Source organism: Nonomuraea sp. NPDC002799, from assembly GCF_053592075.1.
In genome coordinates this window covers 82,330-104,814 of sequence record NZ_JBSFVA010000020.1, presented here as the reverse complement: position 1 = coordinate 104,814, position 22,485 = coordinate 82,330, and the positions used below count along the sequence as shown (strand labels likewise).

Annotated in this window: 26 protein-coding genes, 1 tRNA gene and 3 pseudogenes; 16 read left to right on the top strand and 14 right to left on the bottom strand. The window is 68.5% G+C overall.

Annotated elements, in window-relative coordinates; translation table 11 throughout:
* Positions 1-77: 77 nt before the first annotated feature.
* Both ACWD0F_RS31520 and ACWD0F_RS31515 read right to left on the bottom strand, forming a co-directional pair.
* Positions 78-869, bottom strand: coding sequence for a class I SAM-dependent methyltransferase (locus ACWD0F_RS31520; RefSeq protein WP_449881748.1), 792 nt, complete (start codon positions 867-869; stop codon positions 78-80).
* Positions 862-1,605, bottom strand: coding sequence for an SDR family NAD(P)-dependent oxidoreductase (locus ACWD0F_RS31515; protein ID WP_449881745.1), 744 nt, complete (start codon positions 1,603-1,605; stop codon positions 862-864). The genes ACWD0F_RS31520 and ACWD0F_RS31515 overlap by 8 nt, the downstream gene beginning before the upstream one ends.
* A 115-nt stretch (positions 1,606-1,720) precedes the next feature.
* On the opposite strand from ACWD0F_RS31515, the gene mshA reads away from it, so the two are divergent.
* From mshA to ACWD0F_RS31500, 3 genes are read left to right on the top strand one after another with little or no spacing between them, the layout of a single operon-like run.
* Complete coding sequence (gene mshA, locus ACWD0F_RS31510) at positions 1,721-2,998, top strand: D-inositol-3-phosphate glycosyltransferase (RefSeq protein ID WP_449881742.1); 1,278 nt, start codon at positions 1,721-1,723, stop codon at positions 2,996-2,998.
* A 23-nt stretch (positions 2,999-3,021) separates the two neighbouring features.
* Positions 3,022-3,513 (top strand): YbjN domain-containing protein, encoded by a 492-nt coding sequence (locus tag ACWD0F_RS31505; RefSeq protein ID WP_449881739.1) that lies wholly within the window; start codon positions 3,022-3,024, stop codon positions 3,511-3,513.
* A 10-nt stretch (positions 3,514-3,523) separates the two neighbouring features.
* A complete protein-coding gene (locus tag ACWD0F_RS31500) occupies positions 3,524-4,267 on the top strand; it encodes a phosphoglyceromutase (RefSeq protein ID WP_449881736.1) in 744 nt (247 codons plus the stop codon).
* Positions 4,268-4,283: 16 nt separating this feature from the next.
* Here the strand turns inward: ACWD0F_RS31500 and ACWD0F_RS31495 are convergent, their stop codons facing one another.
* Positions 4,284-4,568 carry a hypothetical protein gene (locus ACWD0F_RS31495; protein ID WP_449881733.1) on the bottom strand — a complete coding sequence of 95 codons (285 nt, stop codon included), beginning with the start codon at positions 4,566-4,568 and terminating at the stop codon, positions 4,284-4,286.
* Positions 4,569-4,600: 32 nt separating this feature from the next.
* The gene (gene phoU / locus ACWD0F_RS31490) at positions 4,601-5,245 is read right to left on the bottom strand and encodes a phosphate signaling complex protein PhoU (RefSeq protein ID WP_449881731.1); all 645 of its coding nucleotides are present in this window, start codon (positions 5,243-5,245) and stop codon (positions 4,601-4,603) included.
* A 133-nt stretch (positions 5,246-5,378) separates the two neighbouring features.
* Between phoU and ACWD0F_RS31485 the strand changes: the two genes are divergently transcribed.
* Both ACWD0F_RS31485 and ACWD0F_RS31480 read left to right on the top strand, forming a co-directional pair.
* Entirely contained in the window at positions 5,379-6,554 is a 1,176-nt protein-coding gene (locus ACWD0F_RS31485; RefSeq protein WP_449881951.1) for a sensor histidine kinase, read from the top strand.
* Positions 6,555-6,617: 63 nt separating this feature from the next.
* Positions 6,618-7,310 carry a winged helix-turn-helix domain-containing protein gene (locus tag ACWD0F_RS31480; RefSeq protein WP_449881728.1) on the top strand — a complete coding sequence of 231 codons (693 nt, stop codon included), beginning with the start codon at positions 6,618-6,620 and terminating at the stop codon, positions 7,308-7,310.
* A gap of 52 nt (positions 7,311-7,362) precedes the next feature.
* On the opposite strand, the gene ACWD0F_RS31475 is transcribed toward ACWD0F_RS31480, so the two are convergent.
* Positions 7,363-7,950 (bottom strand): copper chaperone PCu(A)C, encoded by a 588-nt coding sequence (locus ACWD0F_RS31475; RefSeq protein ID WP_449881726.1) that lies wholly within the window; start codon positions 7,948-7,950, stop codon positions 7,363-7,365.
* Between the two features lie 286 nt (positions 7,951-8,236).
* Here ACWD0F_RS31475 and ACWD0F_RS31470 point away from each other — a divergent pair, with 286 nt between their 5' ends.
* From ACWD0F_RS31470 to ACWD0F_RS31455, 4 genes are all read left to right on the top strand, one after another.
* The gene (locus ACWD0F_RS31470) at positions 8,237-8,719 is read left to right on the top strand and encodes a CarD family transcriptional regulator (RefSeq protein WP_043624891.1); all 483 of its coding nucleotides are present in this window, start codon (positions 8,237-8,239) and stop codon (positions 8,717-8,719) included.
* Positions 8,720-8,736: 17 nt separating this feature from the next.
* The gene (gene ispF, locus ACWD0F_RS31465) at positions 8,737-9,198 is read left to right on the top strand and encodes a 2-C-methyl-D-erythritol 2,4-cyclodiphosphate synthase (protein WP_449881723.1); all 462 of its coding nucleotides are present in this window, start codon (positions 8,737-8,739) and stop codon (positions 9,196-9,198) included.
* Positions 9,199-9,386: 188 nt separating this feature from the next.
* Entirely contained in the window at positions 9,387-9,677 is a 291-nt protein-coding gene (locus ACWD0F_RS31460) for a GlsB/YeaQ/YmgE family stress response membrane protein (protein WP_449881721.1), read from the top strand.
* Between the two features lie 103 nt (positions 9,678-9,780).
* The gene (locus ACWD0F_RS31455) at positions 9,781-10,050 is read left to right on the top strand and encodes a GlsB/YeaQ/YmgE family stress response membrane protein (RefSeq protein WP_449881719.1); all 270 of its coding nucleotides are present in this window, start codon (positions 9,781-9,783) and stop codon (positions 10,048-10,050) included.
* Positions 10,051-10,100: 50 nt separating this feature from the next.
* On the opposite strand, the gene ACWD0F_RS31450 is transcribed toward ACWD0F_RS31455, so the two are convergent.
* Entirely contained in the window at positions 10,101-11,165 is a 1,065-nt protein-coding gene (locus ACWD0F_RS31450; RefSeq protein WP_449881716.1) for a DUF2637 domain-containing protein, read from the bottom strand.
* Positions 11,166-11,239: 74 nt separating this feature from the next.
* On the opposite strand from ACWD0F_RS31450, the gene ACWD0F_RS31445 reads away from it, so the two are divergent.
* The 5 genes from ACWD0F_RS31445 (at position 11,240) to ACWD0F_RS31425 (ending at position 15,368) form a co-directional block, all read left to right on the top strand.
* Positions 11,240-11,629 (top strand): PPOX class F420-dependent oxidoreductase, encoded by a 390-nt coding sequence (locus ACWD0F_RS31445; protein WP_449881713.1) that lies wholly within the window; start codon positions 11,240-11,242, stop codon positions 11,627-11,629.
* A gap of 64 nt (positions 11,630-11,693) precedes the next feature.
* Positions 11,694-13,085, top strand: a complete 1,392-nt coding sequence (gene cysS, locus ACWD0F_RS31440; protein ID WP_449881710.1) for a cysteine--tRNA ligase — start codon at positions 11,694-11,696, stop codon at positions 13,083-13,085.
* A 76-nt stretch (positions 13,086-13,161) separates the two neighbouring features.
* Positions 13,162-14,184: a serine/threonine protein phosphatase gene (locus tag ACWD0F_RS31435; protein WP_449881708.1), complete on the top strand. Its 1,023-nt coding sequence runs from the start codon at positions 13,162-13,164 to the stop codon at positions 14,182-14,184.
* A gap of 125 nt (positions 14,185-14,309) precedes the next feature.
* Positions 14,310-15,275 (top strand): 23S rRNA (guanosine(2251)-2'-O)-methyltransferase RlmB, encoded by a 966-nt coding sequence (gene rlmB / locus ACWD0F_RS31430; protein WP_449881705.1) that lies wholly within the window; start codon positions 14,310-14,312, stop codon positions 15,273-15,275.
* Positions 15,276-15,295: 20 nt separating this feature from the next.
* Positions 15,296-15,368 (top strand) — tRNA-Thr (locus ACWD0F_RS31425).
* Positions 15,369-15,550: 182 nt separating this feature from the next.
* Here the strand turns inward: ACWD0F_RS31425 and ACWD0F_RS31420 are convergent.
* From ACWD0F_RS31420 to ACWD0F_RS31405, 4 genes and pseudogenes are all read right to left on the bottom strand, one after another.
* A pseudogene (locus tag ACWD0F_RS31420) lies at positions 15,551-16,150 on the bottom strand (site-specific integrase); the annotation flags it as partial.
* On the bottom strand, positions 16,129-16,641 hold the full coding sequence (locus ACWD0F_RS31415; protein ID WP_449881702.1) for a tyrosine-type recombinase/integrase: 513 nt from the start codon (positions 16,639-16,641) through the stop codon (positions 16,129-16,131). The gene ACWD0F_RS31415 and the pseudogene ACWD0F_RS31420, both read right to left, overlap by 22 nt.
* Positions 16,638-16,829, bottom strand: a complete 192-nt coding sequence (locus ACWD0F_RS31410; protein ID WP_449881700.1) for an excisionase family DNA-binding protein — start codon at positions 16,827-16,829, stop codon at positions 16,638-16,640. Before ACWD0F_RS31410 ends, ACWD0F_RS31415 begins: the two co-directional genes overlap by 4 nt.
* Positions 16,826-17,983, bottom strand: a complete 1,158-nt coding sequence (locus tag ACWD0F_RS31405) for a replication initiator (RefSeq protein WP_449881949.1) — start codon at positions 17,981-17,983, stop codon at positions 16,826-16,828. The genes ACWD0F_RS31410 and ACWD0F_RS31405 overlap by 4 nt, the downstream gene beginning before the upstream one ends.
* Before the next feature lie 281 nt (positions 17,984-18,264).
* Here ACWD0F_RS31405 and ACWD0F_RS31400 point away from each other — a divergent pair, with 281 nt between their 5' ends.
* Positions 18,265-18,888 (top strand): HAD family hydrolase, encoded by a 624-nt coding sequence (locus tag ACWD0F_RS31400; RefSeq protein WP_449881697.1) that lies wholly within the window; start codon positions 18,265-18,267, stop codon positions 18,886-18,888.
* Between the two features lie 31 nt (positions 18,889-18,919).
* Here the strand turns inward: ACWD0F_RS31400 and ACWD0F_RS31395 are convergent.
* Positions 18,920-19,372: pseudogene (locus ACWD0F_RS31395) on the bottom strand (UTRA domain-containing protein); the annotation flags it as partial.
* Between ACWD0F_RS31395 and ACWD0F_RS31390 the strand changes: the two are divergent.
* Complete coding sequence (locus ACWD0F_RS31390; protein ID WP_449881947.1) at positions 19,336-19,731, top strand: DUF5984 family protein; 396 nt, start codon at positions 19,336-19,338, stop codon at positions 19,729-19,731. The pseudogene ACWD0F_RS31395 and the gene ACWD0F_RS31390 sit on opposite strands and share 37 nt — an antisense overlap.
* A gap of 10 nt (positions 19,732-19,741) precedes the next feature.
* Here ACWD0F_RS31390 and ACWD0F_RS31385 read toward each other — a convergent pair.
* From ACWD0F_RS31385 to ACWD0F_RS31375, 3 genes and pseudogenes are all read right to left on the bottom strand, one after another.
* Positions 19,742-19,870, bottom strand: a pseudogene (locus ACWD0F_RS31385) (helix-turn-helix domain-containing protein); the annotation flags it as partial.
* Positions 19,867-20,208, bottom strand: coding sequence for a replication initiator (locus tag ACWD0F_RS31380; protein WP_449881694.1), 342 nt, complete (start codon positions 20,206-20,208; stop codon positions 19,867-19,869). The pseudogene ACWD0F_RS31385 and the gene ACWD0F_RS31380, both read right to left, overlap by 4 nt.
* A 172-nt stretch (positions 20,209-20,380) precedes the next feature.
* A complete protein-coding gene (locus ACWD0F_RS31375; protein ID WP_449881691.1) occupies positions 20,381-22,468 on the bottom strand; it encodes a sugar transferase in 2,088 nt (695 codons plus the stop codon).
* Positions 22,469-22,485: the final 17 nt, after the last annotated feature.

The following is a 22,485-nucleotide window of genomic DNA, read 5'->3' as shown; positions in this document are numbered from 1 at the left end:
GCGCGCCTCTGTGCCACGTCAGGGCGCAGAACGTGGCGTCCTGGTCGAACAGCGCCGTCCCGTCGCTTTGCGACCGCTCAGGAAGGGCCGACCGCCGACCACGGCAGCGTCAGCTCGCCCAGCCGCCACCGCGCCGGCCCGCCGAGCGGCGGCCGCGCGGGCACGGGCCACGACCCTGACAGCGCGCGCACGGCGGCCAGCCAGCGCTGCCGCACCCCGTGGGCCCCGAACGGCGCGCTGACCGCCCAGGCGTGGTCGAAGTCGCGCAGGAACGCATGAATGCGCTCACCCGGCACGTTCCGGTGAATGAGCGTCTTCGGCAGCCGGTCGGCCAGGTCGGAAGGCCGCTCGAAGGCGTCGAAACGCGCGGAGAAGGTGATGGTCCTGGGCCCATCGGGCGCCAGGCCCACCCAGACCGCCCGCCGCCCGTTCTCGGACGAGGTGCCCTCGACCAGGACGCCGCCGGGGGCCAGCTTGCCGCAGAGCACGTCCCAGTAGCGCCACGCCTCGGCCTCGGCGTACTGCCGCAACACGTTGAAGGCCCGCACCAGCGCGGGCGGGCGCGGGACCGGCAGCTCGAAGCCGCCGAGGCGGAAGCTCAGCCCCTCCCGCTCGTACGGCGCCGCCACCGCCACCCGCGCCGGATCGATCTCGACGCCCACCACCTCGACCCCGGGCGCCACCCGGCGCAACCGGGTGAACAACTCCAGCGTCGTGGTGTGCGAGGCGCCATACCCCAGATCCACCACGAGCGGCCGCCCGGCCGCCCGCAACATCGGCCCGTGTACCGCGGCGATCCACCGGTCACAGCGGCGCAGCCGGTTGTGCCCGGTCGTCCCGCGGGTGATCGAGCCGACCGGCCTAGTCACTGACGCGGTGCACCCGGTGCTGCGCGGCCTGGGCCCGGGGGCGGATGACCAGCCGGTCCACGTTGACGTGGGAGGGCCTGGTGACGCACCAGGCGATGGCGTCGGCCACGTCGTCGGAGCTCAGCGGGCCGGGCACGCCCTCGTAGACGCGCGCGGCGGCCGCCTCGTCGCCCCTGAACCGGTTGACGGCGAAGCCCTCGCTCTGCACCATGCCCGGCGCGATCTCGATCACCCGCACCGGCTGCCCGACCAACTCCAGGCGGAGCGTCTCGACCATGGAGGTCTGAGCGTGCTTGGCCGCGCAGTAGCCGCCGCCGCCCTCGTAGGACACCAGCCCCGCCGTCGAGGTCACCGTCACCAGCACGCCGTCGCCCGACGCGATCAGTTTGGGGATCAGCGCCTGGGTCATGCGGAGGGAGCCGAGCACATTCGTGTCGTACATCCGCTGCCAGTCATCCAGCCGCCCGTCCGCCACCGATTCGAGACCGAGAGCGCCACCGGCGTTGTTGATCAGGACGTCGCAGCGCTCCAGCGACGCCGCCAGCGCGTCGACGGACTCCTGTGAGGTCACATCCAACGTCACCGGCCTGATCGAGGGGACGTCCACGGCCAGCTTGTCCAGCCGGGCACGGCGCCGGGCCCCCGCGACCACCTCGTAACCCTCGGCGGCGAGCCGCCGGGCGGTCGCCTCCCCGATGCCGCTGCTCGCCCCGGTCACCACAGCCGTTCTCCGCATGAGCCCCATCCTGCCAGGACACGCCGGAGGAACGCCTGTCGCACCCCACTGTGACCCGATGTCGGGAATGTCGCAAAAATCTGGACTGTTGTATCCCGCTTGGAGGTGGTGTCGAGTGAGGCGACGACGGGTCAGCCGGGTCGCGACGATCAGCATGCACACATCGCCGCTGGACCAGCCCGGCACGGGCGACGCCGGCGGCATGAACGTGTACATCGTCGAGTCCGCCAAACGCCTGGCCAGGCTGGGCGTGGAGGTGGAGATCCTCACCCGGGCCACGGCCCGTGACCTGCCGCCCGTGGCCGAACTGGCCCCGGGCGTCCTCGTGCGCCACCTGACCGCCGGGCCGTACGAGGAGATGGACCGGGCCGACCTGCCCGGCCAGCTCTGCGCGTTCCTGTCCGAGGTGCTGCGCACCGAGGCCATGTACGAGCCCGGCCGCTACGACGTCATCCACTCCCACTACTGGCTGTCCGGCCAGGTCGGCTGGCTGGCCAAGGAACGGTGGGGCGTGCCCCTGGTGCACACCATGCACACCATGGCCAAGGTCAAGAACCTCCTGCTCGCCGACGGCGACAAGCCGGAGCCCCCGGCGCGGGTGTTCGGGGAGCAGCAGGTCGTCGACGTCGCCGACCGCCTCGTGGCCAACACGGTGGACGAGGCCCGCGAGCTCATGGACCTGTACGGCGCCCCCGAACAGCGCGTGGCCGTCGTGAACCCGGGCGTCAACCTGACCGTCTTCCAGCCCGCCTCGCAGGGCGCCGCGCGACACCGTCTCGGCCTGCCCCAGGACGCGCACGTGCTGCTCTTCGTCGGCCGCATCCAGCCGCTCAAGGCCCCCGACGTGCTGCTGCGCGCCGCCTCCAGGATGCTCATCGACGACCCGTCGCTGCGCGGCCGCCTGGTGGTGGCCTGCGTCGGCGGCCCCTCCGGCAACGGCCTGGCCCGGCCGTCCATCCTCACGGAACTGGCCGCCGAGCTGGGCATCTCCGACATCGTCCGGCTGGTCCCCCCGGCCCGGCAGGAGGAGCTGGCCGACTGGTACCGCGCGGCCTCGGTGACGGTCGTGCCGTCCTACAGCGAGTCGTTCGGCCTCGTGGCCCTGGAGTCCCAGGCTTGCGGCACCCCGGTGGCCGCGGCGGCCGTGGGCGGCCTGCGCACCGCCGTACGCGACGGGGTGTCGGGCGTGCTCGTGGCGGGCCACGATCCGGCGGACTGGGCGCGCGAGCTGCGCCGCTTCGTCGACGCTCCCCGCTGGCGCGACCAGCTCGCCGAGGGCGCCCGCGCGCACGCGGCCGCCTTCGGCTGGCAGGCCACCGCCGCACGCCTCATGGAGGTGTACGGGGGCGCCGTCGCGCACCTCCACAAGGTGCCCGTGGCACTCACCTTCTAGCGCGTACTTTTATTCTGGACGGCATGCGCGATGTCGTCGAAGCAGCACTCAAGGCCGCGGACGTCTCCTACGACGAGCCGCGGCCCGGAGCGTTCCTCATCAAACTGCCCGGACACCACAAGCTCGCCACCATGACCTGGCTCATCGTCGGCGAGCGGGTGCTGCACGTCGAAGCCTTCTTCTGCCGCCAGCCCGACGAGAACCACGCGGAGTTCTACCGCTGGCTGCTGGGCAAGAACGGCACGACGTACGGCGTGCACTTCTCCCTCGACCCGGTGGGCGACGTCTACCTGGTGGGCAAGGTGCCGCTGGCCGCCGTCACGGAGGAGGAGGTGGACCGGCTGCTGGGATGCGTGCTGACGTACGCGGACGACTGGTTCGACCGGGCCCTGGAGCTGGGCTTCGCCTCGTCGATCAGGCGGGAGTGGGAGTGGCGGGCCAAGCGCGGCGAGTCGCTGGCCAACTTGCAGGCGTTCGCCCGCTTCGCCGACCCCGGCACCACAGGCGAACCATAGGATTGGCCGTATGGCGACTTTGGTGCTGTTGCGGCACGGCGAGAGTGATTGGAACGCGAAGGGCCTGTTCACGGGCTGGGTGGACGTGAGCCTGTCCGCCAAGGGCGAGGAGGAGGCCCGGCGGGGCGGCAAGCTCCTCGTGGAGGCCGGGATCCGGCCCGACGTCGTCCACACCGGCCTGCTGTCCAGGGCCATCCAGACGGCCCAGCTGGCGCTGGGGGAGGCCGACCTGCTCTGGATCCCGGTGAAGCGGAGCTGGCGGCTCAACGAGCGCCACTACGGCGCGCTGCAGGGCAAGAACAAGGCGCAGACGCGCGAGGAGTTCGGCGACGAGCAGTTCATGTTGTGGCGCCGCTCCTACGACGTGCCGCCGCCCCCGATCGCGGACGACGACGAATACTCCCAGGCCGGCGATCCGCGCTACGCCCTGCTGCCCCCCGAGCTGATGCCCCGCACGGAGTGCCTCAAGGACGTCGTGGACCGCATGCTGCCCTACTGGTATGACGAGATCGTGCCCGACCTGGCGGCCGGCCGCACGGTCCTGGTGGCCGCGCACGGCAACTCCCTGCGGGCCCTGGTCAAGCACCTCGACGGCGTCGGCGACGAGCAGATCGCCGGCCTCAACATCCCGACGGGGATCCCGCTGCGCTACGAGCTGGACGACGACTTCCGCCCGCTCCAGCGCGGCGGCGAATACCTCGACCCCGAGGCCGCCAAGGCCGCGATCCAGGCCGTGGCCAACCAGGGCCGCTGACCGTCCGCGCGCGGACTCAGGGCCAGGTGTCCCAGGAGGCCGACGGCGGATTGCCGGCGGCCTCGCTGAACCGTCTCGCCCGCTCCAGGCAGTCGGGACAGATCGGCTGGTCGGCCGAGCGGGACACGGCCTCGGGCCTGGCCGGCCGCAGTGTTCCTAGGGCCGACATGCCCGGCGGCAACCCCGTCTCGGGGTCGATGAGGAGCGTCTCCACCAGTTTCGGGTCATAGGTGAACGTGCGCTTGCACGAGCAGCACCGGCCCGTCATCGTCTCGCCTGGCTCGCCCTGCTCGTCGGCCATCTGCGTTCCGCCCTTCCGGCCTCGCGGCGGGCCTAACCCGTACGGCTTCCCGTGACCAGGTAAACGACGTCCTGGGCCACGCGGACCGCATGGTCGGCGTACCGTTCGTAGTAACGGCCGATCAACGTGATGTCGATGGCCGGCTCCACCCCATGTTGCCAGTCCTTCGCCAGGATCTTCTTGAACAGCCTCCGATGCAGTTTGTCCATCGCATCGTCGTCCTGCTCCAGCTCCAGCGCCGACTCCACGTCCCGCGAGATCACGCAGCTGCCGGCCTTGGTGACGAGGATCTCGGCGATCTGTCCCATCTCCAGGATGGTGGAGCGCAACTCCGGCGGGATCGCCGACTCCGGGTGGCGGAGCCTGGCGACCTTGGCGACATGGACCGCGAGGTCGCCCATCCGCTCCAGGTCGGTCCCCATACGCAGCGCCGTGATGACCGAGCGCAGGTCCACCGCGACCGGTTGCTGCCTGGCCATCAGCTCGAAGATCGACGTCTCGATGTCGGCGAACGTCGCGTTCACCTCCGCGTCGCGGGAGATGACGCTCTCGGCGAGCTGCAGGTCGGCGTCGAGGAGGGCCGTGGTGGCCCGGGAGATGGCTGAGCGGACCAGCCTGGTCATTTCGACCAGCCTGTCGGTCAGCGAGTCAAGTTCTTCATGGTACGCGTCGCGCATGTCGTCACCGTACGTGCCGATCGGTGAACGAACCCCTACAGCCAGATGAACTTTCCACGAAAGGGCCATTCATCCCCTGATGAGAGGGTCTGTACCTTGATGAACGCCGCCTACCATCGAGGACATGAGTGAGATGGCCATGAGCTTCGCGGCCCTGGCCGGGTTCGTCGTGGGCGCCCTGGCGGTCCTTTTCTATCGCAACCAGATCGAGGCGCCGAGCCGGACCGACACGGCCGACGGCGTGGAGTCAGGAGCGGCGCTCCCCCAGGGCGTCGCCTCCGTGCTGGCCGTGCTGCCCTCGTCCGCCGTGGTGCTCGACGCGCATGACCGCGTGTTGCGCGCCAGTTCGGCGGCCCGGGCGTTCGGGCTGGTCAAGGGCGACCGGCTGATGGCCGCCGAGTTGCTCGCACTGGCCCGGCAGGTGCGCCGCGACGGAGAGATCCGCGAGAGCGAGATCGACGTCGCGGGGCACAAGTTCGGCCAGGAGACCACCAACTTCGCCGTCCGCGTGGCCCCGCTGGGCTCCTACGGCCAGGTGCTGGTGCTGGCCGAGGACCAGACCGAGCGGCGCAGGGTCGAGGCCGTGCGCCGCGACTTCGTCGCCAACGTCAGCCACGAGCTGAAGACCCCGGTGGGCGCGGTGAGCCTGCTCGCCGAGACCATCCAGGACGCCGCCGACGACCCCGAGGCCGTCACCCGCTTCGCCGGGCGCATGCAGCACGAGGCCGCCCGGCTCAACTACCTCGTCCAGGACCTGATCACGCTGAGCAGGATCCAGGGCGCCGAGCCCATCCCCACCCCTGGACAAGTCTCCATCGACGAGTCCATCCAAGACGCCATCGACCACTGCAACACCAAAGCCGCCGCCAAGGACATCGACCTCGTCAGCGGCGGCACCGAGGGCCTGCGCATCTGGGGCGACGACGACCTGCTCCTCACCGCGCTGCGCAACCTGATCGACAACGCCGTCGCCTACAGCCCCGAGCACACCAGAGTCGTGGTGAGCGTGCGGCCCGCGGGCGACTCCGTCGAGATCAGCGTCAGCGACCAGGGCATCGGCATCCCCGAGGAGGCGCTCGAACGCATCTTCGAGCGCTTCTTCCGCGTCGACGCGGCCCGGTCGCGCGCGACCGGCGGCACCGGGCTCGGGCTGGCCATCGTCAAGCACGTCGCCGCCGCGCACGCCGGCGAGGTGTCCGTCTGGAGCAAGGAAGGGTCCGGCTCCACCTTCACGCTCCGCCTGCCCGCCTTCGGCGGCACGGCGGTGGCGGTACCACCCCCGATCCCCCTGGAGGCAGCCCGTGACTGAGCGGCGCGAAGCAACCATTGGACACGGCACCCTGCGGGGCACGAAGCCGGCGAAGGAGAGCTCATGACCCGCGTACTCGTGGTGGAGGACGAGGAGTCCTTCTCCGACGCCCTGTCGTACATGCTGCGCAAGGAGGGCTTCGAGGTGTCGGTCGCGTCGACCGGGCCCGAGGCGCTCGACACCTTCGACCGCAGCGGCGCCGACCTGGTGCTGCTCGACCTGATGTTGCCGGGCCTGCCCGGCACCGAGGTGTGCCGCTCGCTGCGGCAGCGCTCCAAGGTCCCGGTCATCATGCTGACGGCCAAGGACAGTGAGATCGACAAGGTCGTGGGCCTCGAACTGGGCGCCGACGACTACGTCACGAAGCCGTTCTCCTCACGCGAGCTCGTCGCCCGCATCCGCGCGGTGCTGCGCCGCCAGGGCGACGTCGCCGAGGAGCTGGAGACCGCGGTGCTGGCCGTCGGGCCGGTGCGGATGGACGTTGACAGGCACGTCGTGGCCGTCCGCGGGGAGCAGGTGCAGTTGCCGCTGAAGGAGTTCGAGCTGCTGGAGGTGCTGCTGCGCAACGCGGGGCGGGTGCTCACCAGGGGACAGCTCATCGACCGCGTCTGGGGAGCCGACTACGTGGGCGACACCAAGACCCTGGACGTGCACGTCAAGCGCCTGCGCGCCAAGATCGAGGCCGACCCGTCCAACCCGCGCTGCATCCTCACCGTGCGCGGCCTGGGCTACAAGTTCGACGCGGTGGAGGGGTGACGAGCCCTTGTTCCGGTACGCGTGGCGTACCGGAACAAGGGCCGTCGTCGTCTCAGTGAGTCTCTTCGGCGTGCTCGGCGGACGGCGAAGCGGACGGGGACGGCGTGGGGGCGGGCACGGCGTTGGGGGCCGGCGGGTAGTCCTTGAAGTCGCGGCTGCGCGTGACCACAGGCACGTTCAGGGACACGACACCGGCATTGGCGAACTGGAGGTCCAACTTCACGCTCTCGCCGCCCCTGAGGCTCTTGGGGATCGCCTCCAGCATGAGCTGAGGGGCCGGCTTGCCGGTGTTCACGAGCTGGTTGCTGGGGAGCTGGACCGGGGCCGTGACCTTGACGGTGCCCATGGCGCCCGCGGAGACCGACTGCAGCGTGTCGGGAGCGCCGGCGGTGTTGAGAATGTTCAGGTAGATCGGGGCGGAGCCGCGCCAGGCGAGCTGGCCGCCGGAATCCGGGCCGAGGATGAACGCCTGCGGGATCTGAATGCCACGCGTGCCGTAAGCGCCGTTATCGATCAGCACTTGCGCCTCGTTCGGGGCGTACGGCTTGTTGGTGGTGGCGTCGAATCCAGCCCCGCAGCCCGTGAGCACGGGGGCGGCCAAGAACGCGGCGGCTACGACAATCCAGCGACGGCTGGTCACGGGCGGGTACTCCTTGATCTTGCGCAGGTCTCGCGCGTGCGTGATGTGCGGGCACTCACGCGCCTATGGGGTACGCCTGAGTGCAGCGCCCACCATATCGACCCGAATGCATGGTCATATCCGCACCCCTGCAGGTCATTCGCTATGTCCGGAAATGCGATTCATAGAGTTGAGCGCTTGTCAAGCCCCAATATGCGGCTTTGACCTGCAGTTATGAGGGTTTCACTGTTCCGGGAGGCTGTGGATACGTGGTACTCTGGAGTACAGCGGAAGGGGTACTTGTCACATGACTTTCCAGGTCGGCGACACTGTCGTCTACCCCCACCATGGGGCTGCTCGGATCGAAGCAATCACGAAGCGATCCATCAAGGGTGAGGAAAAGACCTACCTGGTGCTCAAGGTCGACAAGGGCGACCTTACCGTCCAGGTGCCAGCAGAAAACGCAGAACTCGTCGGTGTGCGCGATGTTGTCGGTCAGGAAGGCCTGGAGCGGGTTTTCGATGTCCTTCGGATGCCGCACACGGAAGAGCCGACCAACTGGTCTCGTCGCTACAAGGCCAATCTGGAGAAGCTCGCGTCCGGCGATGTGAACAAGGTCGCCGAGGTGGTCCGGGACCTGTGGCGGAGGGATCGCGAGCGCGGTCTGTCCGCGGGCGAGAAGCGCATGCTCGCGAAGGCCCGCCAGATCCTGGTCAGCGAGTTGGCTCTGGCCGAGAAGACCAATGAGGACAAGGCTGAGGCCCTGCTCGACGAGGTTCTCAACTCCTGAACACGAATCTTCCACGGGTGGGCGTCGGAGTCGACGTCCACCCGTTCGCTTCGGGGCGCGAGCTCAACCTCGCCGGTCTGCACTGGCCGGGCGAGACCGGGCTCGCCGGTCACTCCGACGGCGACGCGGCCGCGCACGCGGCCTGCGACGCGTTGTTGTCCGCGGCCGGCCTGGGTGATCTGGGCCGGCTGTTCGGCACCGCGGACCCGCGCTGGGCGGGCGCCTCCGGTGCCGTGCTGCTCGAAGAGACCGCGCGCCAGGTGCGCGCCGCGGGCTACGAGATCGGCAACGTGGCCATCCAGGTGATCGGCAACCGGCCCAAGCTGGCGCCACGCCGCGAAGAGGCCGAGAAGGCCCTCAGCGCCGCCGTGGGGGCTCCGGTGAGCGTCAGTGCCACCACGACCGACGGTCTGGGGCTGACGGGCCGTGGAGAGGGCGTCGCGGCGTTCGCCACCGCCCTGGTGGTCAACCTTTCCTGAACGCCGCGCGTCTTTACGTTGGGATGCGTGAGGGTGTCCTGGCGGGGTCGTGGCCGAGCCCGCCGAGTGCGGAGGCGGCGGTTCGTCACTGGCGCGGTACGGGCCGCCGCCTTCCCATGTGGGTAGTTTGCCTGTTCACCGGGTAGGTGAGCCCCTAAGACATGTGAACGTCTCGGGGGGAGCTACACATGATCGGCGCGATTATTTCCGCGATAGTCATCGGCGCCATCGTCGGTGCGCTCGGCCGGCTGCTGGTGCCCGGCCGGCAGAACATGTCCATCGGCCTCACCCTCATCGTGGGCATCGTGGCCGCTCTGATCGGCACGTTGATCGCCCAGGCGTTCGGGTGGGCCGACACGCGCGGGATCGACTGGATCGAGCACATACTCCAGCTTGTGCTGGCGATCGCCGGCGTGCTCCTGGTGACCCGGATGGGCGCGGGACGCGATGGTGGACGTCCGCGGCGCACGCAGACCTGACCTGAACTGCGCGTTCGTAAAATAGGCGCATAAAAGCCGTAGATCGGGTAGCGAGCATCCCCGTGAGAGTGAACCGCTCATTCTCGCGGGGAGGTTTCGTACCATGACAATTCAGTCCATCCTTGGCGCCATCGTGATCGGCGCCGTAGTTGGCGCAATCGGTCGCCTGCTGCTTCCCGGCAAGCAGGCCATCGGGTGGATCCTCACCATCGTCGTCGGAATCGTCGCCGCGCTGGTGGGCACGCTGCTCGCGCAGGTGCTCGGTGTGGAGACGACCTCCGGGATCGACTGGATCGAGCTCGTGATGCAGGTCGTTCTGGCGATCGTCGGTGTCGGTCTGGTCGCAGGGCTACGGCGTGGTCGCAGGGTCTAGGCGGCGGATAGATGAACCCGTCCGGGAGTTAGCCTCCCGGACGGGTTCTTTCATTTCTCCGGCTCCTCAGGGCGGCGGGGGGTGCTGCGCAAGCGGCCTGAGGGCGCCGGGGTGCCGTCGTCGATCACGGGGTGGGGAGCGGTGTCCTCGTCGTCGCGGCGTTCTCCCGGGCCGGCTTGCGGGGCCTCGTCGTCGAAGACCGGGTGCGGCTGGGTGTCGGCGTCCTCGTCGTCCTCGTCGTTCCTGGCCGGGCGGGGGTGGACGAGAACGTCGGTCGGCTTGACGCGGTCACCCCAGCGGACGGGGCGCGTCTCGGGCTCGGGCTCTGGTTCGGGCTCTGGTTCGGGCTCGTGTTGAAGTTCGGGCTCGGGCCTTTGCTGGGGGATGGGCTCCGGCTGTGGCTCTGGCTCCGGTCCCGGCTCTGGCTCCGGCTTGGTTCTCGGTTGCGGGATGGGGTCGGGTGCCGGCTGGGGTTCCGGTCGCGGACGGGGGACGGGCAGTGGCTCCTCGTCGTCCAGGACCGGCCACTCGGTCACCCGCGCCGAGATCGGCGGGGTCTCGGGGGCGGCGGTGGGGCCGACCAGCGGGGTGGGCTCCAGCACGGGTGCGGGCGCCTCCGTGACCAGCGGAGGCGGCGTCGCCTCAGCCGATCTGGACCGGTGGAACGGCACGATGTCCGGCTCCGCCGCGGGCCCGCCGGCCCGCGCCGAGCCCCGATGACCCTGCACCTGCTTGATCAGCAGCAGCCAGAGCCACAGGGCCACGGCCAGCATGACCCAGGGGGCCAGGGCCACACCCACGGCCGTCGGCCGCACGTCGAAGGTGAACCGCACCGCCGTCGCGACGTTCGTCGCCGCGGCCGCGACGAAGAGCAGGACCAGCACGAACGCGGCCTGCACACGCACCACCGGTCTGGCGGGGCGCAACAACAGCACGGCGGTCAGCGCGACCACCAGCAGCGCGTCGAAGGCGGCGGGATAGAGGAAGGCGAGGTCCTGCCTGGCCTCGCCGGTGATGGCCAGGGCACGCAGGTCATCGAAGGTGAGCGCGCACGCGGCCCCGGTGAGGGCGGCGACCGCGACGCCGGCCAGGGCGATGCCCAGGCGACGAAGCATAGAGGGGGGAGTCACGTCCATGGCGGTTTCGAGCCTACAGAAGAATGGGGATCAAGACCGATCTAGGGAGAGACATGGCTGAGCTGTCGGAAGCTGCGCGCGACCTCCTGGACGCGCCGAACTACGCGACGGTGACCAGTATCAACCCCGACGGCGGGCCGCAGTCGAGCGTGGTGTGGGTGCGTACGGACGGCGACGACGTGCTCTTCTCCACCGCCAAGGGGCGCAGGAAGCCGCGGAACTTCGAGCGTGACCCGCGGGCCAGCCTGCTCGTCATCGACCCGGCGAACCCGTACCGCTATCTGGAGGTGCGCGGGCGCGTGACCGTGACGCCCGATCCCACCGGAGCGCTCATCGACGAGCTGTCGCGGAAATACCGCGGGCAGCCGTGGCAGGAGGAGAAGGCGGGCACGGAGCGGCTTATCGTACGAATCACGCCGGACAGGGTGGTGTTGCGGAGCTGATTTGTCGGCCCGACGGCGGGATTTATCGGCCTGATGGCGGGCCTGAGGCGTTAGCCTTGCCTTCGTGAGCCTGCACATCTACGACACGAGCACGCGCGCCATCCGTGAATTCGTTCCGGTCGAAGCCGGCCGGGCGTCGATCTACCTGTGTGGGGCGACCGTGCAGGCTCCCCCGCACATCGGGCACATCCGCTCGGGCGTCAACTTCGACGTGCTCCGCCGCTGGCTGGCACGTTCCGGATATGACGTGTCCTTCTGCCGCAACGTCACCGACATCGACGACAAGATCATTCGAGTCGCGGCGGCGGAGGGCGTGCCGTGGTTCGTCGTGGCCGAGCGCAACCAGCGCGCCTTCACCTGGGCGTACGACACGCTGGGCTGCCTGCCGCCGACCGTCGAGCCCCGCGCCACCGGGCACGTGCCGGAGATGATCACGCTCATGGAGCGGCTGATCGAGCGCGGCCACGCCTACGCCTCCGGCGGCGACGTCTACTTCGACGTGCTCTCCTACGCCGACCGCTACGGCTCGCTCTCCAACCAGAGGCTGGAGCACATGCGGGGCGCCGGCGACACCGACGACGAGTCCTGCAAGCACGATCCCCGCGACTTCGCCCTGTGGAAGGGCGAGAAGCCCGGCGAGCCCACCTGGCCGACTCCCTGGGGCCCCGGGCGGCCCGGCTGGCACCTGGAGTGCTCGGCCATGGCGACGAAGTACCTCGGGCCGGCGTTCGACATCCACGGCGGCGGGATCGACCTGATCTTCCCCCACCACGAGAACGAGATCGCCCAGTCGCAGGCGGCGGGCGACGGCTTCGCGCGCAACTGGATGCACAACGGAATGGTGAAGATCGGCGCGGAGAAGATGAGCAAGTCGCTCGGCAACTCCCTGCTGATCCCCGAGATGGTGCAGAAGGTGCGGCCGGTGGAGCTGCGCTACTACCTGGCCGCCCCGCACTACCGCTCCTCGATCGACTACTCGGAGGAGGCGCTGCGCGAGGCCGCCGCCGCCTACCAGCGCATCGAGGGCTTCGTGACCCGGGCCGCCGAGGTCATCCACGACGTGGACGCCGACGCGCCGCTGCCGCAGGCGTTCGCGGACGCGCTCGACGACGACCTGGGCACGCCGCAGGCGCTGGCCGTCGTGCACGAGGTGGTGCGCGAGGGCAACGTGGCGCTCGCGAAGGGCGACAAGGAGGCGGTGGCGCGGCTGCTCGCCGAGACCCAGAACATGCTCGACGTGCTCGGCCTCGACCCCCGCTCGCCGCAGTGGCGGGGGGCCGGGTCGGATCTGAGCCCGGTGGTGGACGCGCTGGTGGCGGTGGCGCTGGAGCAGCGGAAGGCGGCGCGGGAGCGTAAGGACTACACGGCCGCGGACGCGATCAGGGATCAGCTCACGGCGGCCGGCATCGTGGTGGAGGACACTCCGCACGGGGCTCGGTGGGAGCTGAGCCACTAGCCGGTTGCTCGTGATACTTCCCCCCGACGTGTCACGTCCAGCGCGTATAGCGAGATACGGTGCCGTCTCCAGCGCCTTGTCCCTCCTCAGCGACCACCGGCTCGCCGAGCTCGTGGACGCGGCCGGCGTCCTCGGCTCCGGCATCGGCGGCTCGTCCATGCTGGTCGAGGTCGAGGGCGTGCCCGTCTTCGCCAAGCGCATCTCCCTCACCGACCTCGAACGCCGCCCGGCGAACGTGCGATCGACGGCCAACGTGTTCGGCCTGCCCGCCTTCTGCCAGTACGGCGTCGGCAGCCCCGGTTTCGGCGCCTGGCGCGAGCTCGCGGCGAACATCATGACCACCAACTGGGTGCTCGAAGCGCGCAGTGAGGCGTTCCCGCTGATGTACCACTGGCGGCTGCTGCCCGGGGCGGCGCCGGTGATCGAGGAGCACGCGGACCTCGATCGGACCGTGGCCTACTGGGGCGGCTCGCCGGCGGTACGCGAACGGCTGGCCGCGCTCGCCTCCGCGTCGGCGAGCATCGTGCTGTTCGCCGAGTACATCCCGCTCAACCTGCACGACTGGCTGGCCGCGCAGCTCGCCGCCGGACCCGAGGCCGTCACCTCGGCCGCCGCGCTGGTGGACCGGCGGCTGCGCACCGATGTGGCCTTCATGAACGCGAACGGCCTGCTGCACTTCGACGCCCACTTCCGCAACATCCTCACCGATGGTGAACGCCTCTACTTCGCCGACCTCGGGCTGGCCACGTCGCCGCGCTTCGAGTTGTCCGCCGGCGAGTCCGACTTCGTCATCCGGAACAGCAGCCACGACCAGGGTTATACGGTGATGCACCTGGTCAACTGGTTGGTCACCAACGTGTGCGGAGTGGCCAATCCGCCGGTCGGGGGTCCCGCTCCGCGTAACGAGTACATCCGGCGGTGCGCGGAGGGGGAGTGGCCCGAGGGCGTGCCGGAGCCGATCGCGACGATCATCAACCGGTACGCGCCGGTGGCGGTGGTCATGAACGACTTCTACTGGGACCTGTTCGGGGAGAGCCGGGCCACGCCATACCCAGGCGACGCGGTCACGCACGCCGTCGCCCGGCTGGACCGGGCTTGACGCTGCCAATTGCCGCAAGTCGGCAGGGGTCCAACCTGCCGCAAGTCGCCGCCCAGAGCAGCGGCGACCGCCGTCAAGATCCCCAATGGAAAGAGCTGGGCGGCGGTCCGAGTACCCTTGATGACATGGCAGCAGGCGGTAGGGGCTCGGGCAGGCCCGCGAAGAAAAAGGGCCCGTCCAAAGGCGCCGGAGGGCAGGGCCGCCGGGGCCTTGAGGGCAGGGGTTCGACTCCGCCTGCCGAAATGCGTCACTGGTTCAAGGACAAGGCACGTACCGAGCGCATCTCCCGCGAGGACCGCGGGGAGCCGCGGCGTCCCGCTCCGGGCACCAGGCAGCGGCGTTCGGAAGACGCGCCCGAATACATCGGCGGTCGCAACCCGGTGCTTGAGGCCCTGGTGGCGGGGGTGCCGGCCAACGCGCTCTACATCGCCCAGCGCCTTGAGGGCGACGACCGCGTACGCGACTCCATCAGGGTCGCCACCGAGCGCGGCATCGCCCTGCTGGAGGTCAGCCGCGACAAGCTCGACCGCCTGACCGAGGGCGCCGTGCACCAGGGGATCGCACTGCAGATCCCCGCCTACGACTACGCGCATCCGTCGGAGCTGGTGGAGCTGGCCCAGGACGCCGCCGAGACGCCGCTGATCGTGGCCCTCGACTCGGTCACCGACCCGCGCAACCTGGGCGCCATCGCCCGCTCGGCCACCGCCTTCGGCGCCCACGGGCTGCTCATCCCCTCCCGCCGCTCGGCCGGCGTCACGGGCGGAGCCTGGAAGACGTCCGCCGGGACCTTGGCCAACCTGCGCGTCGCCCGCGCTTCCAACCTGACGGCCGCCCTCCGCGAATACCGGGAGGCGGGCCTGTTCGTGATCGGCCTCGACGGGGCCGGCGCCACCGACATCGGCGACGTCGACCTGCTGACCGAGCCGCTGGTGGTGGTCGTGGGCTCCGAGGGCAAGGGGCTCTCGCGCCTGGTCCGGGAGCACTGCGACGTGGTGACCCGCATTCCGATGCAGGCGGCTGCCGAGTCGCTCAATGCTGGAGTGGCGGCTGGGGTGGCGTTGTACGAGGTTGCTCGTCACAGGCGTCGCTAAGGTCTACACTGGTAGGCCGTGCCGACGTAGCTCAATCGGCAGAGCATCTGTCTTGTAAACAGAAGGTTTGGGGTTCGATTCCCCACGTCGGCTCTGCAACCAAAAGGCCCCTGAACGGGTGTTACGCCGTCAGGGGCCTTCTGCTTTCCGATCTTCAACCGGTGTCTTCGGTTCCTTGGGAGCCACCTTGGAGCCACCGGGGGCTGTTTCCCCAGGAGGGCGGTGGAGATGGCTTCCGTTGCCGCCCGCCGGTCGCCTTCGATTAGGTGACCGTAGACGTCCTTGGTGACGGCGATGCTGGCGTGGCCGAGGACCTCGGACATGACGTGGAGCGGGGTGCCCTGGGCGAGCATGAGGGATGCGCCGGAGTGACGAAGCTCGTGCGGGTGCCAATGGCCGAGGCCCGCCTTCTTGGCCAGGCGGGAGAACCGGTGCGAGAAGGTATCCGGGTCGGACGGGTTGCCGCAAGCTGTGGGGAACATCAGGCCGTGCTCCGTCCAGTCTCCTCCCGCCTTGAGGCGTTCCTTGTTGTGAGCGGCCTTGTGGCGCTTGATCACTTCGACCAGCTCGGGAGTGAGGCAGAGGGTACGGCGTGATCGCCTGGTCTTGAGTTCGCTGATCACGATGCGCGTTTTGGTAGCGGCGCTCGGGTCGCGGTTCTTGAGGCGCTTGACGGAGTGGGTGACTCGGAGGGTACGAGCCTCCGAGTCGAAGGCGTTCCACATGAGTCCGAGCGCCTCGCCACGACGCAGGCCGAAGACAAGGGCCAGGAGGACCAGGGCACCCATGCGGTGATCGGCGACAGCGTCGAGCAGCCTTTTGCCCTCTTCCACTGTGAGCGTCCGACCCCCTTCTACGGGGACGTGCGGAGGCATCGACAGTGCTGCGACGTTGCGCATGACGAGGCCCTCTCGCTCTGCTTGCCCCAGGGCCTTACGGAGCACGGCCCGCATGTTGCGGATGCTGTTCGCCTTATAGCCGGCCTTGCGTTGGCCTGCCACAGGGCATCGACCTGGGCAACGGTGAGCTTGGTCAGCTTGTGGCGACCGAGTCCGGGCTTGAGGTGCAGTCGCACCGTGTCCTCGTAATCGTCCAAGGTCCCATCCGAGATGTGGCCGGGCAGGTGGAGCAGCCAGCGATCGAGGAACACGCCGATCGTCAGGCGGTCATCCGGGACGGGTGCGCCCTTGGCCAGGGTCTCCTTGAGCTTGCGAACCTTCTCGACGACTTCGGCGCGAGTCTTGCCGGAGACCTTCTTGCGGACACGCTTGCCGTCCGGCCCATAGCCCAGGGAGACCGCGCCGCGCCAGCGTTCGCCATCCTTGTAGATCGAATCCTCGTTCTGGCCGCGCTTCTTGGTGCTCATGCTGCTTCCTGTTCAAGCCGGGTGACGAACTCGGTCAGTGCGGTTGCTGGAACACGGCGTAGGGTCCCGATGCGAACGGATCGCAGCGCGCCGGAGCGGATCAGCTCGTAGACCTTGGTCCGGCCGATCCCGAGATAGTCCGCTGCCTCTTCCGGTCGGAGGAGAAGCGGGGCGATGTTCATGGTCATGCGGCCCTCCCCACGTCCTCGGTTGCCGAAAGGTCTTGTCCGGTTGCTCTGGCCTCCAATTCACGGAGGTGGGCTCGCCAGCGTTGGCGTTCGTGGACGGAGCGGAGGAGGCGGAGGGCGAGTGGTGGCACGTTGGCGTCTCCGGCCGGGACGGGGCGCCAGATGTAGCGCTGTGGGTCGGTGGGTTCGTCTGCCTGGCCGAGGGCTTCCAGGACCCAGGTGCGGCGGTCCTGCTTGTGTTCGGCGAGGGTCTTGTTGGACCACTTGCGGGAGACGAGGATGCGGCGTCCGGCGTAGCCGAGGTGTTCGGGCTTGTGGGCCTTGCCCCGGCAGCGGCTCGGGAGCATGCCAGGTTTGGCGTCCTTGGGCTGGATGCCGTAGCGCAGCCAGTTCGGGCAGGTGGGTGAGCAGGGTTCGTAGCGGAAAGCGTCGAGCATGCGGGCGGCGTGCTGTTGCTGGGCCTGGCCGCCGTCGAGGGCGTCGCCGATGGACTTGGTGAGGTACTTGGACAGGTAGCGCATGCACTGGTCGGCGTCCGGGCGTTCCACGGATGGCCATGTGCAGGTGCGGGGCGAGCAGCTTCTGAGGCTCCACTGAGGCGAAGTACTGCACGTCATAGCCTGCGACGCGGCGTAGGCGTCGGGATCAGTGGGTGCGCCGTCGCGAACCTTGCCGTACGAGGGCAAGGTGAGCGTGACGAACAGGGACGGCCGGTAGGTCTTGCCGTCGGTGCCTTGGAAGGTGCGTCCCAGGGTGGTGGTCATCTTGCGCTTGGGCAGGTCGGGCGCGTCCTGGCGCCGTCTGGTGGAGCGGGAGCGCTTGGCGGTGGTACGGCCCAGGACATTGCCGCGCATGCCCGCTGCGTTGATCTCCTCGTCCAGGCCGGTGATGATCGCGTCCAGGTCGGTGGTGTCGTCGTCGGCCTTTTCGGCGCCATCCCGCTGGGCTTGGATGTCGGCGCGGAACTCCACCAGCCAACGCTGTTCCTCGTTGGCCTCGTTGGCCTCGTTGGCCTCGTTGGCCTCGTCGGGCGTGATGGCAGGTTCGGCGTCGAGGTGCCAGCCCTCGCGGCACTGGGCCTTGCGCAGTTGCTTGTTGCGCTTGGCGCATGGCGGGTACTTGCTGTCGAGCGTGGCCCCGCACGGAACGTCGATGATCTCGGATTTGCCGGTGACGATGTCGAGGCGCTTGAGCGGGATGGGCGGATGCAGACGCCGTGGAGCTTGGCGACCTCTACGAGCACGTCTCGGGCCATCGGCATGGCCTGGCGGACGGCTCGGGGTAGTGCGCGGTCGTGCGCATGCGGTCCTCCCTTCGTCGGGGTCGGTGAGGATGAGCGCGGTCTGGCTGCACTCGACCAGGGCGCGGACCGGGTTAGTCGCAGTGACGGAAAGTCATTGATCAGGGGATAGCCTTTGCCCGAAAGGAGCCCTTCGTGCCAAAGGTTTCAATGGTTGCGTTCGATCTGGACGGAACGCTCACAAGGGGGCCTAGCTGCCTGGAGGTGCTCGCGCAGAGGTACGGGTTCGCCGACCAGATGGCGATCTGGGAGCAGGCGCGCGAGCCTGCTGAGATCGTGGCCGCACGCAGGGGCGTCCGTGAGTTGCTGGACAATCAGCCCCCGATGGACCAGTCCGAGGCTCTCCATGCACTTGAGCTCGCGCCCAGGGCGATCGAGGGAATCGAACTGCTCCACGCCCACGACATCGAGACCGTCATTGTCTCTTTGGCTTACAAGTCCCACGCGAACGTGCTGGCCGAGCGTGTCGGCATCAGACATGTGATTGCCACAGAGTTGCTTGACGATGGCACGTTCAATCATGTCTTTCCTGCGACAAAGCCCCTACTTCTCGCAGAATATGCGAATCAGCTCGACATGGATCTCTCCGCAGTCGCCGCTGTCGGCGACTCGGTAGGCGACGTGCCCATGCTCAGCTCTGTTGGGACTTCGATCTACGTGGGATGGTCGCTACCCGACGGGTTTCAGCCAACCATGCATCTCCCACACGGAGACATCCGGGAACTTGCCCATCACTTGCTCGATCACACGATCGGGTAGGCATCTTCCAGCTCGTGACGTCTGCCGGGAGCAGAACTTTCACGACGGCTAGAGGCCGGCCGGAGGCGTCACGGACCGCGCCGAAGACCGCCAGGAGCGGGACGTTCTTGGGCATGCTCAGCTGCTTGACCTCGTCGGCCGAGGGCATGCGGGCGGTGATCTGCTCCACGATGTGATCGAAGCGCACGCTCTTGCGCGCTTGGAGGTGCTCGCGGAAGCCCTGCCGCAACAGCTCACCGCTGATCAGATCGGTCCCCTCGGATAGTTCCAAAGACAACCAGAGCGACACCAACTCCGTCGGTTCGCTATCGCGGGTGATCAGCCGTCGCCGTACGAACACCTTGCTCTTGGGCTGCACGTCAAGCAGAACGGCCAGGCGATTCGGCACGGCCACCGCGCCCACCTCGACGACCTCGCCCGCCGATTCGGTCTCCGGCCTGGTCAGGTATGCCTGCCCCGGACGCTTCTGCTCCACCGAAGCCATCGCCGGCCGCCCACGCACAAAACGACCCTTGCCCTGCTGGGACTCGATCCACCCCTGCTCACGCAGCACACGCAGAGCGGCGACCACGGTGGGACTTCGGGCGGCAGGTGATCACAGACATGGAGGAGCGGATCGCTGAGCTTGAGCGCAGGGGGGCGCCGGCTGGCGTCGAGCTGGACTTGGGACAGTTGCGCACCGAGCACGTGCGTCGGGCGGCCTTTCCTCGTACGGCGATGAGTCGAGTACCTGCAACTGATGTGGCGGAGGTCGTGCAGGCGGGCGTGGGGGAGCTGGGCTCTCGGGTCCTGGGTGTTGTGGGTCTCGATGAGCTTGGGCATCAGGGAGCTGGGCGTATCTGAGCGCTGTGACGGCGATGCGGCGAGAGCCGTCGATGCGGAGTGAGGGCACTGCGCCGGTGGCGAGCAGCTGGTAGAGCTTGCTGCGTGAGATGGCCAGGGCTTCGGCGGCTTCGGGGACGGTGAGAAGGAGTCGGGTCAAAGATGGCCTCCCGAAGTGGTGCCGGTAATGGCTGCGGCGAGGAGTGCGTCACCGGCCGATCGGCCTTGTCCGGCGTACTGCCAGTGAGCGATGACCAGGACGGTGTCCTCCTCGAAGAGCGGGAGCCGCCCGCTGGTGATCTCTTCGGCGCGCATGTGCTCTTCACGGGCCGCGCCCAGAGCGCCAAGCGTGGTGGAGTAGCGGCGGCTTTCGGTGGAGAAGTGGCCGCGGAAGCCGAGCATGTGCGCCCAGTGCGCGAGCCTGAGTTTGGCCAGGTCGGGGTGGCTTCCCAAGCGCATGCACACGGCAATCAGGTGGCGGGCGTGCTCGCTTCCCAACGACTTTCCTCGTTCAGGATTGGGTAGGGCCGTGCCAGCGGGGGCGGGTAAGGACAGTGCGGTGAATCCGGACCGACTCCCACCGGCAAGCGACGACGAGTTTACGAACCACAAGATTCACCGCTACGTCACGGCTTCACTTCTGTTCTGCTGGGCGCACGGAAGATCGAGCCTAGAGAATGCGCTTCCAGTAAGTGGAGAGGAATTTCCGGGCGATCTCCCGGTCCAATTTCAAGCTCGCGTGCTGGTCATGCCAGAGGCCCGTAAAGCCTCGTTGAAGATCGTACGCGAATGTTCCCTGTTTGAGATTGAGCTCGACGGTCTTGTTGGGGAATGCGCCGAGCCACCCGGGCTTTCCGGCCAGATCCGCTTCGTTCCAGCGTGGTCCCAGGATGGGCCCGAGCGCCGCTACTGTTCTCTGTCTGTCGGGGGTCAATAGCGGTCGGTCGTTTACGACCGACATGTTTGCCTTGATGATGACGTTGTAGAGCATTTGAACGTTCTCGTCGAGAGTGGTTCGCGCCCACCCATGACCAATGCTCGTACGTTCGCCACTACCGCCTTTCATGCCGTCGGTTATCTTCATCGTACGGCCCTTGGCCATGTCGAACTCGTGGCCGAACTGGCCGACCCGTTTCTGGAAGAAGAAGGGATTCCTTCCGTCCTCGGCAAACTTTGCGAGCGCGAAGATGGCGTTCGCAGGAGTAGCGATCAGGAGAATTCCGGTGGCCCACTTGACGTCATGCCATCGCTTGGCCGGGCTCTGCTTCCATTCTCTGCCCCTTAGGCTCGCATAGGGTGGGGCAGGCCAGGACCGAGTGGCGATACCCGCGCCGGTGCTGAGTGCGGCCATGCCGAAGCCCATCGCAGCGGCGTGCTTCCAATCCCAGCCGGCGCCGCTGGCCCATCCCGCGGTTGCCAGCACGGTTGAGCTCACCGCCCCGCCGACCATGATCCGGGAGAATGCCCGCTCCCATGTGGCCGACTCCATGGCCTCGGCCAGGCCCGTGAGCGCGGTTCCGCCTCGGCGCAGCAACGCGGGCAGCGCGCCGTGCGCACCGGCCATCAACCCGCCGGCGAGCGCTCCGTGCAACATATCCCGAACCAGTTTCCTGACATCGATGGTGCCGGTGGCGAACAACTGGTCAATCGCGCTCAGCCCGCCGGAGTACATCGCGCCCAACGCCGCCTGACGGATGATCAGCAAAGTGATCCGCAGTACCTGGCCCTCTGTTCGGATCAGCCTTTTCACCACGGCGTCGAGGAGCGGGCCAAGCCGGGGGGCCAGTAGCTTTGCAATGAGTATCAGTGTCACCACGAACGCCGCGGATGCCAGGAATCGCCATCTGGCCTCCACGATCGCGTCGTAGCCGATCTGGCCGCTGTCGGCGAGATGCGCGCACCGCCGATGCAGGTCCGCCAGCTGCCCATTCTCGCCGTGCACCACCTGCGTGGTCCGTCTGAATACAGCCGTGGCCAGCCCGGACCCGGCCCCGGTCACCCGCCCGGCCTGCCCGGCGACCTGCTCTTGGACGTCAGCGACCACGCGTCCCACCGTCGTCGCGGCATCCCGCAGCCGCGCCACACCGTCGAGATCACCATCCGGCCACGCGGACCCGGCTCCTACAGATTCGAGGAACCAGATCGCCTGGCTCACTGAGTCAGGCGCTGGTGTGGTCGTCGGCAGACCGCTTGGGCCCAGCTCGGGCTTGTACGCATCCGGATTCGTCAGCCATCTCGGGTACCGCTGCGCGTACGGGATCCCGGTGGTCGCCTCCCCGGCCTCGGCGTACCTGCCCTGGGTAATCATCCCGGCGTTCACGTCCTCGGTTGCGGCATACCCGCAACCGGCGACGACCATCCCGGCCGCCATCGCGCGGAGCAGGTTCACCGCTCCGACCAGGTCTTTCAGCAGGTCGTCACGTTGCCGGGCGAACCCCGGCATGCCCGCCTCGGGATCGCCCTCGAACAGCGCCCGGCCTAGATCGTCCTGACCGAAGGGCCGCTCATCTATCGCCCGGCAGAACGCGTCCACGCCCTCGGCCAGATCATCAGCGGCCTTCCGGACGCCTTTCCCCGCGCTGATCCAGTTCTCCGGGTCGAATTTCAGTACCCCCGAACGGGCCAGATCATTGGCGGCGATATTCCTCAACTCCATGGTCTGCAGCAACCGCTCGGAAATCTTTAATGGAGCATCTACGCCGGCGGATGCGGGGCCGCCTTCACTGTCGGTCGGCAGGCTTGGCGCAGTGGTGGTCAATGCGTGTTCGGCAACGT